This window comes from Pseudomonas sp. HN11, assembly GCF_021390155.1.
GTDB lineage: Bacteria > Pseudomonadota > Gammaproteobacteria > Pseudomonadales > Pseudomonadaceae > Aquipseudomonas.
On sequence record NZ_CP089985.1, the window covers coordinates 5,760,052 to 5,773,416 of the forward strand.

Annotated in this window: 14 protein-coding genes; 8 read left to right on the forward strand and 6 right to left on the reverse strand. The window is 59.7% G+C overall.

The window, feature by feature from the left end; all coding sequences use genetic code 11:
• Positions 1 to 44: 44 nt before the first annotated feature.
• Entirely contained in the window at positions 45 to 446 is a 402-nt protein-coding gene (locus LVW35_RS26445; RefSeq protein ID WP_016977792.1) for a lysozyme inhibitor LprI family protein, read from the forward strand.
• 3 nt (positions 447 to 449) lie between these two features.
• Here LVW35_RS26445 and LVW35_RS26450 read toward each other — a convergent pair whose 3' ends face one another.
• Together LVW35_RS26450 and LVW35_RS26455 are read right to left on the reverse strand one after the other, a co-directional pair.
• The gene (locus LVW35_RS26450; RefSeq protein WP_233892676.1) at positions 450 to 1,688 is read right to left on the reverse strand and encodes a type II toxin-antitoxin system HipA family toxin; all 1,239 of its coding nucleotides are present in this window, start codon (positions 1,686 to 1,688) and stop codon (positions 450 to 452) included.
• On the reverse strand, positions 1,685 to 1,981 hold the full coding sequence (locus LVW35_RS26455; protein ID WP_233892677.1) for a helix-turn-helix domain-containing protein: 297 nt from the start codon (positions 1,979 to 1,981) through the stop codon (positions 1,685 to 1,687). The genes LVW35_RS26450 and LVW35_RS26455 overlap by 4 nt, the downstream gene beginning before the upstream one ends.
• Before the next feature lie 217 nt (positions 1,982 to 2,198).
• Here LVW35_RS26455 and LVW35_RS26460 point away from each other — a divergent pair, with 217 nt between their 5' ends.
• Positions 2,199 to 2,615: a DUF3010 family protein gene (locus LVW35_RS26460; protein ID WP_233892678.1), complete on the forward strand. Its 417-nt coding sequence runs from the start codon at positions 2,199 to 2,201 to the stop codon at positions 2,613 to 2,615.
• Between the two features lie 30 nt (positions 2,616 to 2,645).
• Here the strand turns inward: LVW35_RS26460 and LVW35_RS26465 are convergent, their stop codons facing one another.
• Together LVW35_RS26465 and LVW35_RS26470 are read right to left on the reverse strand one after the other, a co-directional pair.
• Positions 2,646 to 3,830 carry an AAA family ATPase gene (locus tag LVW35_RS26465; protein WP_233892679.1) on the reverse strand — a complete coding sequence of 395 codons (1,185 nt, stop codon included), beginning with the start codon at positions 3,828 to 3,830 and terminating at the stop codon, positions 2,646 to 2,648.
• A 68-nt stretch (positions 3,831 to 3,898) separates the two neighbouring features.
• Complete coding sequence (locus LVW35_RS26470) at positions 3,899 to 4,843, reverse strand: GlxA family transcriptional regulator (protein WP_233896552.1); 945 nt, start codon at positions 4,841 to 4,843, stop codon at positions 3,899 to 3,901.
• 193 nt (positions 4,844 to 5,036) lie between these two features.
• On the opposite strand from LVW35_RS26470, the gene LVW35_RS26475 reads away from it, so the two are divergent.
• The 6 genes from LVW35_RS26475 to LVW35_RS26500 all read left to right on the forward strand — a co-directional run bounded on the left by LVW35_RS26475 (position 5,037) and on the right by LVW35_RS26500 (position 10,146).
• Complete coding sequence (locus LVW35_RS26475) at positions 5,037 to 5,981, forward strand: choline ABC transporter substrate-binding protein (RefSeq protein ID WP_233892680.1); 945 nt, start codon at positions 5,037 to 5,039, stop codon at positions 5,979 to 5,981.
• A gap of 73 nt (positions 5,982 to 6,054) precedes the next feature.
• Positions 6,055 to 6,942, forward strand: a complete 888-nt coding sequence (locus tag LVW35_RS26480; RefSeq protein ID WP_233892681.1) for a 3-keto-5-aminohexanoate cleavage protein — start codon at positions 6,055 to 6,057, stop codon at positions 6,940 to 6,942.
• Between the two features lie 30 nt (positions 6,943 to 6,972).
• Positions 6,973 to 7,938: an L-carnitine dehydrogenase gene (locus LVW35_RS26485; RefSeq protein ID WP_233892683.1), complete on the forward strand. Its 966-nt coding sequence runs from the start codon at positions 6,973 to 6,975 to the stop codon at positions 7,936 to 7,938.
• A gap of 13 nt (positions 7,939 to 7,951) precedes the next feature.
• The gene (locus LVW35_RS26490; RefSeq protein ID WP_233892685.1) at positions 7,952 to 8,428 is read left to right on the forward strand and encodes a thioesterase family protein; all 477 of its coding nucleotides are present in this window, start codon (positions 7,952 to 7,954) and stop codon (positions 8,426 to 8,428) included.
• An 8-nt stretch (positions 8,429 to 8,436) separates the two neighbouring features.
• A complete protein-coding gene (locus LVW35_RS26495) occupies positions 8,437 to 9,597 on the forward strand; it encodes a gamma-butyrobetaine dioxygenase (RefSeq protein WP_233892686.1) in 1,161 nt (386 codons plus the stop codon).
• Between the two features lie 285 nt (positions 9,598 to 9,882).
• The gene (locus tag LVW35_RS26500; RefSeq protein WP_010207120.1) at positions 9,883 to 10,146 is read left to right on the forward strand and encodes a hypothetical protein; all 264 of its coding nucleotides are present in this window, start codon (positions 9,883 to 9,885) and stop codon (positions 10,144 to 10,146) included.
• 93 nt (positions 10,147 to 10,239) lie between these two features.
• Here LVW35_RS26500 and LVW35_RS26505 read toward each other — a convergent pair whose 3' ends face one another.
• Both LVW35_RS26505 and LVW35_RS26510 read right to left on the reverse strand, forming a co-directional pair.
• Complete coding sequence (locus LVW35_RS26505; RefSeq protein ID WP_233892687.1) at positions 10,240 to 11,343, reverse strand: GlxA family transcriptional regulator; 1,104 nt, start codon at positions 11,341 to 11,343, stop codon at positions 10,240 to 10,242.
• A 528-nt stretch (positions 11,344 to 11,871) separates the two neighbouring features.
• Entirely contained in the window at positions 11,872 to 13,248 is a 1,377-nt protein-coding gene (locus LVW35_RS26510) for an L-serine ammonia-lyase (protein ID WP_233892688.1), read from the reverse strand.
• Positions 13,249 to 13,365 lie beyond the last annotated feature (117 nt).

Here is a 13,365-nt window from a genome sequence, read left to right on the forward strand (position 1 = left end):
CGCTTGAGCCAGAATTCCCGCATCACCTGATATGAGACGGCGCAATGAAATCGATTTTCCTGGCTTTGGCACTCATCGCAACCGGCGTCCACGCGGCTGAAGACACCGACAGCACGCCGTGCGACGGCATCGAAAACGACAAGCAAACCTTGGAATGCGCCTCTTACAACAAAACCACCGCTGAACAACTGCTCAAGGATAATTATCAGGGCCTGCTGGAACGCATGGCTTCGACCTACGGCAGCGACAAGACCAAGCTGGCGGACATTACCGCTCGTCTGAAGGATGCCCAGCAAAAATGGGAAAAATTACGCGATGCCGATTGTGCGGTGGATACCTTCCCGGCGGTGAACGGCACCAAGGCGTATGCGATTGCACAGAACGATTGTCTGGCACGAATGAGCGATGAGCGGTCGGAGTTTTTGGAGTCGATCGGGCAGGAGTGACCGCTAAAACGCCTTCCTTATCGAGTTGAAGGCCATCTGCAGGTGATCACGCTGTGCTTTGTCGATATTGAGGTCAGCGCAATGCTGGTTCCACTGCGATAGGGCCTCCAACGTCTGCTCGATGTAGAGGTCAGGCTCAAGAAAGCTGAAGGGCGCACAGACCTTCTTGATTACCGTGCGTGAGGGCTGACCTGCACCTGCAAAAGCGCTGGTGTGCTCATTCCCCCGACCGCTGGTATTTGCAAACGTCAGGTCGTAGGCCGGCGCCATCTGCCAGCCTGCCAATGAGCCAAAGAACGAGAAGTTTTTTGCATGATCGTCACGGTTGTGGGCCAGCGCGTTGAACACCATCAGTCGAGCCATTTTTTCTACATCCCTGGCGTTTTTGGTAATGGTGAAGGTCAGGCGCAACAGGTCACCATAATCCAGGCTCGGCATACGGAAGTCGGCATACAGAATCGCCGCGGCGGTGAGCATATGTCGCTTTGTAAGACCCACGCGATCAAAGCGCCGCGTGACGAAAAAACGCTCTATTGCGTTAGCTGTCTCTATCTCAAGTAACGCTGAGTCGGAGATTTCGATCCCCGCCATACGAGCCGTCATGGCGTAGGCCTGTTCGATAGCGCCACTGTCACGATGCTCTTCCTGGCTACGGAATTTGATCAACCAGTGTTCGTAACCTTCCGGCATCTCACCAAATGAAGAGATAGCTTGCGTCTTGTCGGATGAAAGCCCAATGACTGCCTTAGGACGTGCCCCCCCAGGGGAGCCACCCGCGAGGCGCAGTGATTCAATCACCTCTTTCGCTTCACCGGACAGCACCTCCTGTGAAGCCTGGTAAAGGGAGGCCAGGTCAAGTTCGTGCTGCTCTGGCCCCTTTTCGAACACCGGTTTGTACTCCAGCGCCCCCATACCCCGGTTTCCCATATAGGCGAGACGGTCCAATGGGCCGATCGCACGGCGCTCAATGCCCAATTGCGTGCGAAAGAAACGGTCCATCAACAAGAGCCCCCAGCCATCGGGCAGCGAATCGCTGAACACCCCTTGCAGGCCACCAAACATCAGTGTGTCTGCCGCCAACTGAGGCGCGGAAGAAAAGTCCATGTACAACGGCGCCAGGTTGAAGCCGTTAGCCAGCCAACTCGGATCATACGAAAAATAAATGCCCCGGCCAGGCGCATCTACCAGCTCTCCCACTCGTGAACCCTGCAACATCACGTGCAGTGCAGAAACTTTTTTCATCGACGTCCTCGAAGCCTGGTTTGGCTTTTTAGTTCCTGAAGACTGAGTGGCGGCGGTGCACTGAACAAATTCGCCATTTGCTCCGCTACTCCCAGACTCATCGCGATCAGTAACAAAGCATCCAGTGACACCTTGCCGGTCGTTTCAAACCGCTTGAGTGTGGATTCAGCCACTCCGGACTGGGCTGCCAAAGCTCGGCGAGAAAGGTTTTTGCTCAGCCGCAGAGCCTTGGCATTACCGGCGATCTGCAAGGCAATCTCGCCAGGGGCGTAGAGAATATGAGTAAGGGCCATGGTTCGACCTCGAATGAGTGTTGCCAAGTGTAGCAGGCACGAAACAATCAAATTAAACAATGGATACCAGGTTATCCAATAAACGATAAAAAATCATATAACGGCTAATATATAGCCCTTTATATCAAAAAGTCCTTAACCTGATTTGCAGTATCTTTGACCCCCATCGAAAGGTAAGCGACCATCTGCGCCATCTCACCTCCTTCAAGGCCAAACCATGAAAATCTGCGGCATCGAAATCAAAGGCAGCGAAGCCATCATCGCTGTCACCTCCCTGGACAACCAGACGCTGAGCCACGTCGCCCTGGCCACCAAGAAAATCGCCCTGAACGATGACGATGAAACGGCCAACGTCAAAGCCTTTGCCGCGCAGGTGAAGGTGTTTGTGCAAGAACACGGCATCACCCGTATCGCCATCAAGAAGCGCAGCAAGAAAGGTGAATTCGCCGGCGGCCCAACCACGTTCAAGATTGAAGGGGTGTTTCAATTGCTGGATGCGGTTGAGGTCACGCTGCTGTCGCCGCAGACCATCAATGCGCAGAACAAGAAGCACAATTTTGATCTGCCCGCGACGCTGAACAAGTACCAGCACGAAGCCTACAAGGCGGCGTGTTCGGCCCTGCTAAAGAAATAAGCCACACACAACCCTTGTAGGAGCCGGCTCCTACAGTGTTGTGGCGTTTTTGCGTTTCTGCCGCAACCAGTCACCAAAGGTCTTGTCCTCTAGGGCATACCCTCCCCGGCTCGACTTCCACACCAGTTCCTTGTCACGCAGGGCATCGATGCAAGCCTGAATCGTCTGGGTACCTGGCACCACATCGCTGCCCATGTCTTCCAGCGCTTTGCTGACCGCCATGAGGGTGCTGTCGGTGAACGGCGCGAAGGGTTCGTTCGTTTGCGAGCGCTCCACCATCACTTCCAGCACGGCACGTTGGGGAATGGTGAGAGTGTTCCAGGCGCTTTCGAATTCGGTCCACACATCTGCGCGCAACAGTTCGGCGCGGCTGTGCAGCAGTTGACCCAAATTGCTCGCCTCACCCAACTCCAGCGCCACTTCACCAATGATGGTACGAAGCATCTCGGGGCGACGGCCAACCAGCTCAAAAGCCTCATCAATATCGGCCGCGCTGAATTGGTTGGTTTTTGCCAAGTGCGCATTGAGGTGCGCGGTGTAGGCTTGCGTGAACGCCTTACCCAGCAGCGGAAACGGCGTGATGCTGGAGCCGAAGAATGGCTGGCTTTTGCCCAGAACCAAATGGGCCAGCTTGTCGCGATTGGAGCCGGTGAACACCAGATGCAAACCACTGCCTTCCTCGTCACGCCCCTGGTTGAGCTGATCCCGGGCAGCCTTCAGCGCAAACATCGCATTGATGCCTGAATCGCTGGTCAACGCGTGCTGCGCCTCGTCAATCACCAGGACCACGGGTTTTTCCGCCGCGTGATGGAGCAACTCCAAGGCCTGGGTCAACGTCGCGCCGACGGGCAATTGAGGCTTGCTGAAGTCCCAGGACAGCGTGCGCAGAAAGCTCAGTTTCTCGATCCCAAGGTTCTTGGCGAGCTTGCGAATGCCCTTTTCATAGGGAACCAGCGCTGCGGCGATGGCGCTGGCAATCAACTCTGCGGGGTCTTTTTCTTTGTCCGCCCACAGATCGACGTACACCGCCAGCCACCCGCGAAGCTGACACTCCGGGATCAGGTCTTCGCGCAAAAAAGTACTTTTGCCCGTGCGACGCGGCGCCGCGAGAAACAGGCCAGAGGTGAAATCCTGGATACCGGCCCCCACCAGACCATCGGCAATACTGGTTGCCAGCGTGGGGCGGCGGAATACAAAGCCGCTGTGCTTGGACATGGTTTTATACCAAATTATGTAAATTACTATAAATTATAGTCACGAGTATAATTGACTATAATTGGCCGTCAAATAACCTCTCGTCGCCGATCCTCCCGTGGACACTTGGCAAACCGCGCCCGGTAACTGCGGGTGAAATACGACGGCGATTCAAACCCACACGCAATACTCACTTCCAGCACGCTCATACCGCTTTGACGTAAGAGCTGCCGGGCTTTTTCCAGGCGCAGGCCAAGGTAGAAGTTGCTGGGGGTGTCGTTCAGGTGCAGACGGAACAGGCGCTCCAGTTGGCGACGTGTCACTTTGATCGCCTCGGCCAGGGCCAATGTGCTCAGGGGCGGCTCAGTGTGCTGCTCCATCTCGCCGATCACCTGCACCAGCTTCTTGTTGTTGATGCCGTAGCGTGTGGCGATCTGCATGCGCTGGTGGTCTTTGCGCGGGCGGATGCGGCCGAGCACGAATTGTTCGGAGACCTGGATCGCCAGCTCCGAACCGTGGGATTGGGCGATCAGGTCGAGCATCAGGTCGATGGAGGCCGTGCCGCCTGCGCAGGTGATGCGGCGGCGGTCGATCTCGAACAGCTCCTGGGTTACGGTGAGCTGTGGATAAGATTCCTTGAAGGCGTCGATGGCTTCCCAGTGCAGGGTCAGGCGGTGACCGTCGAGCAGGCCGGCTTCAGCCAGCACACAGGCGCCGGTGTCGATGGCGCCGAGGGTCACGCCATCGTGGTCGAGGCGGCGCAGCCAGTGCTCCAACGCAGGCGTGGCGAACTGCAGCGGCTCGAAGCCGGCCACCACTAATAACGTCGCACCCTTTTTCAACGGTTCCAGCGCAGCGTCGGCGTTGACCGACATGCCATTGCTCGCCAGTACTGCGCCGCCATCTGCGCTCAGCACATGCCAGCGGTACAGCTCGCCACGGAAGCGGTTGGCCACCCGCAACGGTTCGAGCGCGGAGATAAAGCCGATGGCCGAGAAGCCCGGCATCAGCAGAAAGTAGAAATCCTGGGACATGGTGGCGCTCTCGTCGAACGGGCAGCGTGGCACTGTGATACTCCCGTTCTCGGGTGGATTCAAGAGCGCAGGTCGCTGCAGTGCAAGAGCTGGTCGCCGCCGTGCGTTTTGTCGCCCCTCAGCATGCGTAACTTGGCCTCACGGCGCACAAAGACGCCGGCCCCCACAATAACGACCTGCCGAGGGATCCACCATGAACCGACTGATCAGCCGCTGTGTGCTCGCACTCAGCGCCAGCGCCATCTTGAGCACGAACGTACTGGCTGCCGACGCGGCATCCTGCCAGAACGTGCGCATGGGCGTGGTGAACTGGACCGACGTAATCGCCACCAGCGCCATGACCCAAGTGTTGCTCGACGGCCTCGGCTACAAGACCAAACAGACCAGCGCCTCCCAGCAAATCATCTTCGCCGGCATCCGCGACCAGCGCCTGGACCTGTTCCTGGGCTACTGGAACCCGCTGATGACCCAGACCATCACGCCGTTCGTCGACGCCAAGCAAGTCAAGGTGCTCGACAAGCCCAGCCTGGAAGACGCCCGCGCCACCCTCGCCGTGCCTACCTACCTGGCAGACAAAGGCCTGAAAACCTTCGGCGACATCGCCAAGTTCGAAAAAGAACTGGCCGGCAAGATCTACGGCATCGAGCCAGGCTCGGGGGCCAATACCCAGATCAAGGCGATGATCGCCAAGAACCAGTTCGGCCTGGGCAAGTTCCAGCTGGTGGAGTCCAGTGAAGCCGGCATGCTCGCCGCCGTCGACCGCGCGGTACGCCGCAAGGAAGCCGTGGTGTTCTTCGGCTGGGCGCCGCACCCGATGAACGTCAACGTCGCCATGACCTACCTCACCGGCAGCGACGACGCCCTGGGCCCGAACGAAGGTATGGCCACCGTGTGGAGCGTCACCGCGCCGAACTACGCCGAGCAGTGCCCCAACGTGTACAAACTGCTGACCAACCTGACCTTCACTGCCGCCGACGAGAGCCGGATGATGCAGCCGTTGCTGGATCATAAGGACCCTATCGAGTCCGCCAGGCAGTGGCTCAAGGATCACCCGCAAGACCAGGCACGCTGGCTGGAAGGTGTGACTACCTTCGACGGCAAGCCGGCCGCGGCCAACCTGCAACTGACCAGCAAATAACTTTTTCTGAACCACCGTATCGCAGCTCAACCGGGCTGCGAACGGCACCACCACGCCTGTAAGGAACCGCCCAATGAACCACGACGTCATCATCACCTGCGCACTCACCGGTGCTGGCGACACGACCAGCCGCAGCCCACACGTGCCGGTCACCCCCAAGCAAATCGCCGCTGCGGCCGTGGAAGCCGCCAAGGCCGGCGCCACCGTTGTGCACTGCCATGTGCGTGATCCCGAGACCGGCAAGTTCAGCCGCGACGTCGCTCTGTACCGCGAAGTGATGGAGCGCATCCGCGAGGCCGACATCGACATCATCGTCAACCTCACCGCCGGCATGGGCGGCGACCTGGAGATCGGCGGCGGCGAGAACCCGATGGCGTTCGGTCCCAACACCGACCTGGTCGGCCCGCTGACCCGCCTGGCCCACGTGGAAGAACTGCTACCGGAAATCTGCACCCTGGACTGCGGCACGCTGAACTTTGGCGATGGCGACACTATTTACGTCTCCACCCCGGCGCAACTGCGGGCGGGCGCCAAGCGCATCCAGGAGCTGGGCGTAAAAGCCGAGCTGGAAATCTTCGACACCGGCCACCTGTGGTTCGCCAAGCAGATGATCAAGGAAGGCCTGCTCGACGACCCGCTGTTCCAACTGTGCCTGGGCATCCCATGGGGCGCGCCGGCTGACACCACCACCATGAAAGCCATGGTCGACAACCTGCCCGCCGACGCGGTGTGGGCTGGCTTCGGTATCGGCCGCATGCAAATGCCAATGGCGGCGCAAGCGGTGCTGCTGGGCGGCAACGTACGGGTCGGCCTGGAAGACAATCTGTGGCTGGACAAGGGCGTGCTCGCCACCAACGGCCAACTCGTTGAGCGGGCGAGCGACATCCTCAGCCGCCTGGGTGCACGGGTCATGACCCCGGCCGAAGGCCGCAAAAAAATGGGCCTGACCAAACGCGGTTGATCGCTGCCACCACTATTTTAGGAATTTGCCATGAGCTTTATCACCGAAATCAAAACCTTCGCCGCCCTGGGCAGCGGTGTCATCGGCAGCGGATGGGTATCCCGCGCCCTGGCCCACGGCCTGGACGTGATCGCCTGGGACCCGGCGCCCGGTGCCGAAGCTGCGCTGCGCAAACGTGTTGCCAACGCCTGGAGCGCCCTGGAGAAACAGGGCCTGGCGCCAGGTGCCTCCCAAGACCGCCTGCGCTTTGTCGCGACGATTGAAGAGTGCGTGAAAGATGCCGACTTCATTCAGGAAAGCGCCCCGGAACGCCTGGAACTGAAACTCGACCTGCACAGCAAAATCAGCGCCGCGGCCAAGCCGAATGCGTTGATTGGGTCTAGCACATCCGGCCTGTTGCCGAGCGAATTCTACGAGGGCTCGACCCACCCTGAGCGCTGCGTGGTCGGCCACCCGTTCAACCCGGTCTACCTGTTGCCGCTGGTGGAAGTGGTCGGCGGCAGGAACACTGCGCCGCAGGCCGTCCAAGCGGCGATCAAAGTGTACGAATCCCTCGGCATGCGCCCACTGCACGTGCGCAAGGAAGTCCCCGGCTTTATCGCCGACCGACTGCTTGAAGCGTTGTGGCGTGAAGCCCTGCACCTGGTCAATGACGGCGTCGCCACCACCGGCGAAATCGACGACGCCATCCGCTTTGGCGCGGGCCTGCGCTGGTCGTTCATGGGTACCTTCCTGACCTACACCCTGGCCGGCGGCGACGCCGGCATGCGCCACTTCATGGCGCAGTTCGGCCCGGCGCTGCAATTACCGTGGACCTACCTGCCGGCACCGGAGCTGACCGATAAGCTGATCGACGATGTAGTCGACGGCACCAGCGATCAACTGGGCAAACACAGCATTTCGGCGCTGGAGCGCTATCGTGATGACTGCCTGCTGGCGGTGCTGGAGGCGGTGAAAACCACCAAGGCCAAGCACGGCATGACCTTCGCCGAATAACGGAAACCCTGATATGCCCGCACTTACTACCTTCACCACTCAGGTCCAGCCTGACTGGGTGGACTACAACGGCCACCTGCGTGACGCGTTCTACCTGCTGATCTTCAGCTACGCCACCGACGCGCTGATGGACACCCTGGGCCTGGACAGTGAAAACCGCGAAGTCAGTGGTCACTCACTGTTCACCCTGGAGGTGCACCTCAACTACCTGCACGAAGTGAAACTCGGTGCCGACGTGGAGGTGCATACCCAGCTGATCGCCTTTGATGCCAAGCGCCTGCACCTGTATCACAGCCTGCATTTAGTCGGGGATGAGAAAGAACTGGCGGGCAACGAGCAGATGCTGCTGCACGTTGATCTGGCGGGTCCGAGTTCGGCGCCGTTCACCGAGACCACGCTGGAAAGACTTACGGCTATCAGTGCGGGGCAGGCTGACCTGCCGCCCCCTGCCCTGCTTGGCCGGGTGATTGGATTGCCACCCAAAAAATAGGAGCCACCATGCAAACCGCCGCCGCTGTTGCCGATTTCCGTACCTACCCGAAGATCTGCGACATCGCGGACGCGCGGGTGCTGGACGATCAGATCCATGTACATTGGGCCGATGGGCGGGTCAGCCCGTTCCATCATCAATGGCTGCGGGACAACTGCCCATGCGCGGAATGCGTATACAGTGTGACCCGCGAGCAAGTGCTGGAGATTGTCGACGTGGACGCCAATCTCGTTGCTGTCTCGGCATACATTGACCAAGGCAACCTGAACGTGGAATGGAGCGGCGGCCACCGCAGCCAGTACGATCCTGGCTGGCTGCGGGCTCATGCCTACGACGACGAATCCCGTGCCGAACGCCGTGCGACAAAGCCCCAATCGCAGCTGTGGGACAGTCGCTTCCAACTGCCGGTTTTCGAATATAAGGCAGTCATGGAAGACCCGAACGCGTTGCTGCAATGGTTGCTGGCCCTGCGCAATTCAGGCCTGACGCAAATCCGTGGCGTCCCCATCGAGCCCGGCTCCCTGGCGCTGGTCGCCAAGCGCATTGCCTTCATCCGCGAGAGCAACTTCGGCGTGCTGTTCAATGTGCAATCCAAGGCCGATGCCGACAGCAATGCCTACACCGCTTTCAACCTGCCCTTGCACACTGATCTGCCCACGCGGGAGCTGCAGCCGGGTCTGCAGTTCCTGCACTGCCTGGTGAACGACGCCAACGGCGGCGAGAGCATTTTTGTCGATGGGTTTGCCATCGCCAACGCCCTGCGCACGGAAGATCCCGAAGCGTTCAGGGCACTGTGTGAAATCCCGGTGGAGTTTCGCAACAAGGACCGGCACAGCGACTATCGCCGCCTGGCACCGATCATTGCATTGGATGCGTTGGGGGATGTGGCGGAGATTCGTATGGCTAACTTTTTGCGTGGGCCGTTCGAGACCAGCGTTGCGCAGATGCCGCTGCTGTATCGCGCGTATCGACGCTTTATCGCCATGACACGTGAAGACCGCTTTCGTGTGGTCAAGCGCTTGAATCCGGGTGAGCTGTGGTGCTTCGACAACCGCCGCACGTTGCATGCACGAAATGCCTTTGACCCGGCTTCCGGGGCTCGGCATTTCCAGGGGTGCTATATCGATAGGGATGAGTTGCTCTCCCGCATTTTGGTGTTGCAACGCTAGACCGCAGCGCGCCCTTCGCGAGCAAGCCCGCTCCCACAAAAAAGCCCCGATCCAGCCGTGACTGGATCGGGGCAGAGTGCCTTGTGAGAGCGTTACATCCCGAGGGTGACCAAACCTTCAAGCTGCTTGCTTGAGTTCAGTGTGCCCATTAATACGGTCGGTACGTGGCCCGAAAACGACATGCTCATAGCCATCTGAGGCATTCGTGCAATCTGCCCTTGCCGACCGCTTGGGTGGCTACCAGAATCCTGGTCAAGCCCCGTTCCCTTCACCAGGATAAACGTCATGATGCACGCGGATTTGATTGACCAGGATGACCTGCTGGGCCAATTGCGCTCACTGGGATTTGAAGTGTCCAGCGGCGCCACCGCCGAGCAGGCTTGCGAGTGTGCGGTACGCGGTTTAAGTGAAGCGCGGGCCAAAGCGCTCAAGGGCATGGTTGAGCAGATGTACACCGGGAGTGCGACGATCCTGCCGGCGGTGCGGCAGGCGATCGATAAGCAGTTGTTGCCGGCGTTGGTGCAGTTCAAGCAGAACTCTGGTGCCTGATAGACCGCTTTCGCGAGCAAGCCCGATCCCACATTCCATCCTTGGAATGCCAAATGTGGGAGCGGGCTTGCTCGCGAATGCAGGCGACTCGGTCTAGAGCCTCACGCTGGCAAACGTCGACTCATTGCGAGCCTGGCTCAACGCCGACATCGGCCCCGACAACGGTGCCAACACCAGCGCCTGCGGAATCGGCATCATCGCCACCTGCTGGGTGGTGTTGGAACCCACACGCTCATCCCGTGGCGGAATGCCGAAGTATTCGCGGTAGCACTTTGAGAAGTGCGGCGTAGACACAAACCCACACACGGACGCGACTTCGATGATCGACATCGGCGTTTGCTTGAGCAACTGCCGCGCGCGAATCAGGCGCAGCTTGAGGTAGTAGCGCGACGGTGAGCAGTGCAGGTACTTCTGGAACAACCGCTCCAACTGGCGACGGGAGACGGCGACGTACACCGCCAGTTCATCCAGGTCGATCGGTTCTTCCAGGTTGGCTTCCATCAGCGCGACGATTTCCTGCAGCTTCGGCTGGTTGGTGCCGAGCATGTGCTTGAGCGGCACGCGCTGGTGATCCTGCTCGTTGCGGATGCGTTCGTACACGAACATTTCGGAGATGGCAGCCGACAATTCACGGCCGTGGTCGCGGCTGATCAGGTGCAGCATCATATCCAGTGGCGCGGTGCCGCCGGAGCTTGTGAAACGGTTTCGGTCGAGGGTGAACAGGCGCGTGCTCATGGCCACGCGGGGGAAGGCTTCCTGCATCGAGGCCAGACATTCCCAGTGCACGCTGCAATCAAAACCATCGAGCAGACCGGCGCAGGCCAGGGCCCAACTGCCGGTGCACACCGCGCCAAGACGACGAGACTGGCGCGCTTGGCTTTGCAGCCACGACACATGTTCACGGGTCACGGTGCGCTGGATGCCCACGCCGCCGCACACGATCACGGTGTCCAGGGCCGGGGCTTTGTGCATGGACGCATCGGGGGTGATTTGCAGACCGTCGCTGGCCCACACCTGGTTTCCGTCGACGCTCAGGGTCGTCCAGCGATACAGCTCGCGGCCGGAGAGCTGGTTGGCCATGCGCAGGGGTTCGACTGCGGAGGCCAGGGAAATCAGCGTGAAATTGTCCAGCAGCAAAAAGCCGATGGATTGAGGCGCACGGTTCTGGGGTTGGGCCCCGGAGTTGAACGACGTCATCGCGGTATCTCCTCACACAAAGCGGGTGATGGCCTCAGGCGAGGCTCTTGTTATTGCGCTCTTCATCCCCGCCTGTAAGAAAGCGAAAAGAGAGGCTTTGAATTGATAGAGCAAATGCCATGCCTGAAATTGAATGGCCGTCCAATAAATCCTAAAAACGACCTGATGACGCGTCTAAATAAGCCCGCGCCGCGAGTGCGGAAATAGCTAGAATCACCTGTAGCAAGGAGTCTGCACACGGGGCGTGAGCAGATCGGTAGCACTTGTGGGAAGGCGCTTTGCGGGTGTGGGAGAAGTCTGTCACCCCAAGCACGGGTGACAGGTGACAGGGCGGAAAATCGTTCGGTAGCTACTTATCTGTTTGCGACGCGCTAAAAGGTGGCGCTTTTGGATCCGGTGTTCACTTTATGAGCAGTGCTGTCTGGACTACCGCATTCGCGAGCAAGCCCGCTCCCACATTTGACCGTGTACATCCTGAAGAAACGCAGTCGAATGTGAGGCTTGCTCGCGAATGCAGACGATGCGGTCTCAGCACTCTACAGCGCTGACAGCCAACCCGCCCCGCGATGTCTCTTTGTATTTGTCATGCATATCCGCCCCGGTATCGCGCATGGTGCGGATCACCCGGTCCAGAGAGATAAAGTGCTGGCCGTCGCCCCGTAGCGCCATTTGCGCTGCGTTGATCGCCTTCACCGCCGCAATTGCATTGCGCTCGATGCACGGCACTTGCACCAGCCCGCCCACGGGGTCGCAGGTGAGGCCCAGGTTATGTTCCAGTCCGATTTCGGCGGCGTTGCACAGTTGTTCCGGCGTGGCGCCAAGAATCTCGGCCAACCCAGCGGCAGCCATGGCGCAGGCCGAGCCTACTTCGCCCTGGCAACCGACTTCGGCACCGGAGATCGAGGCGTTCTTCTTGCACAGGATCCCCACCGCCGCCGCGCCGAGCAGGTAGTCGACCACGTTGGCTTCGGTGACTTCCTCGCTGAATTTCATGAAGTAGTGCAGCACCGCCGGGATGATACCCGCCGCGCCGTTGGTGGGCGCGGTAACCATGCGTCCACCGGCGGCGTTTTCCTCGTTGACTGCCAGGGCGAACAGGTTCACCCACTCCATGGCGCTCAACGTCGAGCCGATTACGTTGGGCTTGTTCAATTCCTGCAAGCTGCGGTGCAACTTCGCCGCGCGGCGGCGCACGTTCAGGCCGCCAGGCAGGATGCCTTCGTGTTTGAGGCCCTGCTCCACGCAATCCTGCATGGCGTGCCAGAGCTTCATCAGGCCACTGCGGATCTCCTCTTCGGAGCGCCAGACCTTTTCATTGGCCAGCATCAACTCGGCGACGCGCAGGTTGTGGGTCTTGCACAGCTGCAACAGCTCGACCGCGCTGGAAAAATCATAGGGCAGCTCGGTACGGTCCATGTCGGCCACGCCGCTTTGCGCCTGGGCTTCATCCACCACAAAACCACCACCCACGGAGTAGTAGGTGTCGCGGTGCAGTTCGCCGCTATCACCCCATACCACCAACGTCATCGCGTTGGGATGGAACGGCAGGTTTTCATCGAGCAGGCGCATGTCCCGTGCCCAGACGAAGGGCACCGGTAAACGTCCGTCCAGCAGCAACGTGTCGGTTTCGCGCAGGGTGTGGATGCGCAGGCCGATTTGCGACGGATCGATCACATCCGGCCATTCGCCCATCAGGCCCATGATGGTCGCGGTGTCGCTGCCGTGACCAATGCCGGTGGCGGACAAGGAGCCGTAGAGCTGAACTTCGACGCGTCGCACTTGTTCCAACAGTTCACGTTCACGTAACCCTTGAACGAACAACGCCGCGGCGCGCATGGGGCCGACGGTGTGAGAACTCGAAGGCCCGATGCCGATCTTGAACAGGTCGAAAACACTGATAGCCATTGCCGTGGAACTCCTCGATAAGCACGGGCCAGCTGCTACGCTCAAATCGCCCAGATGGCGGCATCATCTAGCTTTTATCCGCTGTCACGGCGTCTCACACCGACGTAACCATGCTCA

Coding starts and splice junctions, on each gene's coding strand:
- LVW35_RS26445 (WP_016977792.1), top strand. CDS start 45: ATGAAATCGATTTTCCTGGCTTTGGCACTCATCGCAACCGGCGTCCAC.
- LVW35_RS26450 (WP_233892676.1), bottom strand. CDS start 1,688: ATGAAAAAAGTTTCTGCACTGCACGTGATGTTGCAGGGTTCACGAGTG.
- LVW35_RS26455 (WP_233892677.1), bottom strand. CDS start 1,981: ATGGCCCTTACTCATATTCTCTACGCCCCTGGCGAGATTGCCTTGCAG.
- LVW35_RS26460 (WP_233892678.1), top strand. CDS start 2,199: ATGAAAATCTGCGGCATCGAAATCAAAGGCAGCGAAGCCATCATCGCT.
- LVW35_RS26465 (WP_233892679.1), bottom strand. CDS start 3,830: ATGTCCAAGCACAGCGGCTTTGTATTCCGCCGCCCCACGCTGGCAACC.
- LVW35_RS26470 (WP_233896552.1), bottom strand. CDS start 4,843: ATGTCCCAGGATTTCTACTTTCTGCTGATGCCGGGCTTCTCGGCCATC.
- LVW35_RS26475 (WP_233892680.1), top strand. CDS start 5,037: ATGAACCGACTGATCAGCCGCTGTGTGCTCGCACTCAGCGCCAGCGCC.
- LVW35_RS26480 (WP_233892681.1), top strand. CDS start 6,055: ATGAACCACGACGTCATCATCACCTGCGCACTCACCGGTGCTGGCGAC.
- LVW35_RS26485 (WP_233892683.1), top strand. CDS start 6,973: ATGAGCTTTATCACCGAAATCAAAACCTTCGCCGCCCTGGGCAGCGGT.
- LVW35_RS26490 (WP_233892685.1), top strand. CDS start 7,952: ATGCCCGCACTTACTACCTTCACCACTCAGGTCCAGCCTGACTGGGTG.
- LVW35_RS26495 (WP_233892686.1), top strand. CDS start 8,437: ATGCAAACCGCCGCCGCTGTTGCCGATTTCCGTACCTACCCGAAGATC.
- LVW35_RS26500 (WP_010207120.1), top strand. CDS start 9,883: ATGATGCACGCGGATTTGATTGACCAGGATGACCTGCTGGGCCAATTG.
- LVW35_RS26505 (WP_233892687.1), bottom strand. CDS start 11,343: ATGACGTCGTTCAACTCCGGGGCCCAACCCCAGAACCGTGCGCCTCAA.
- LVW35_RS26510 (WP_233892688.1), bottom strand. CDS start 13,248: ATGGCTATCAGTGTTTTCGACCTGTTCAAGATCGGCATCGGGCCTTCG.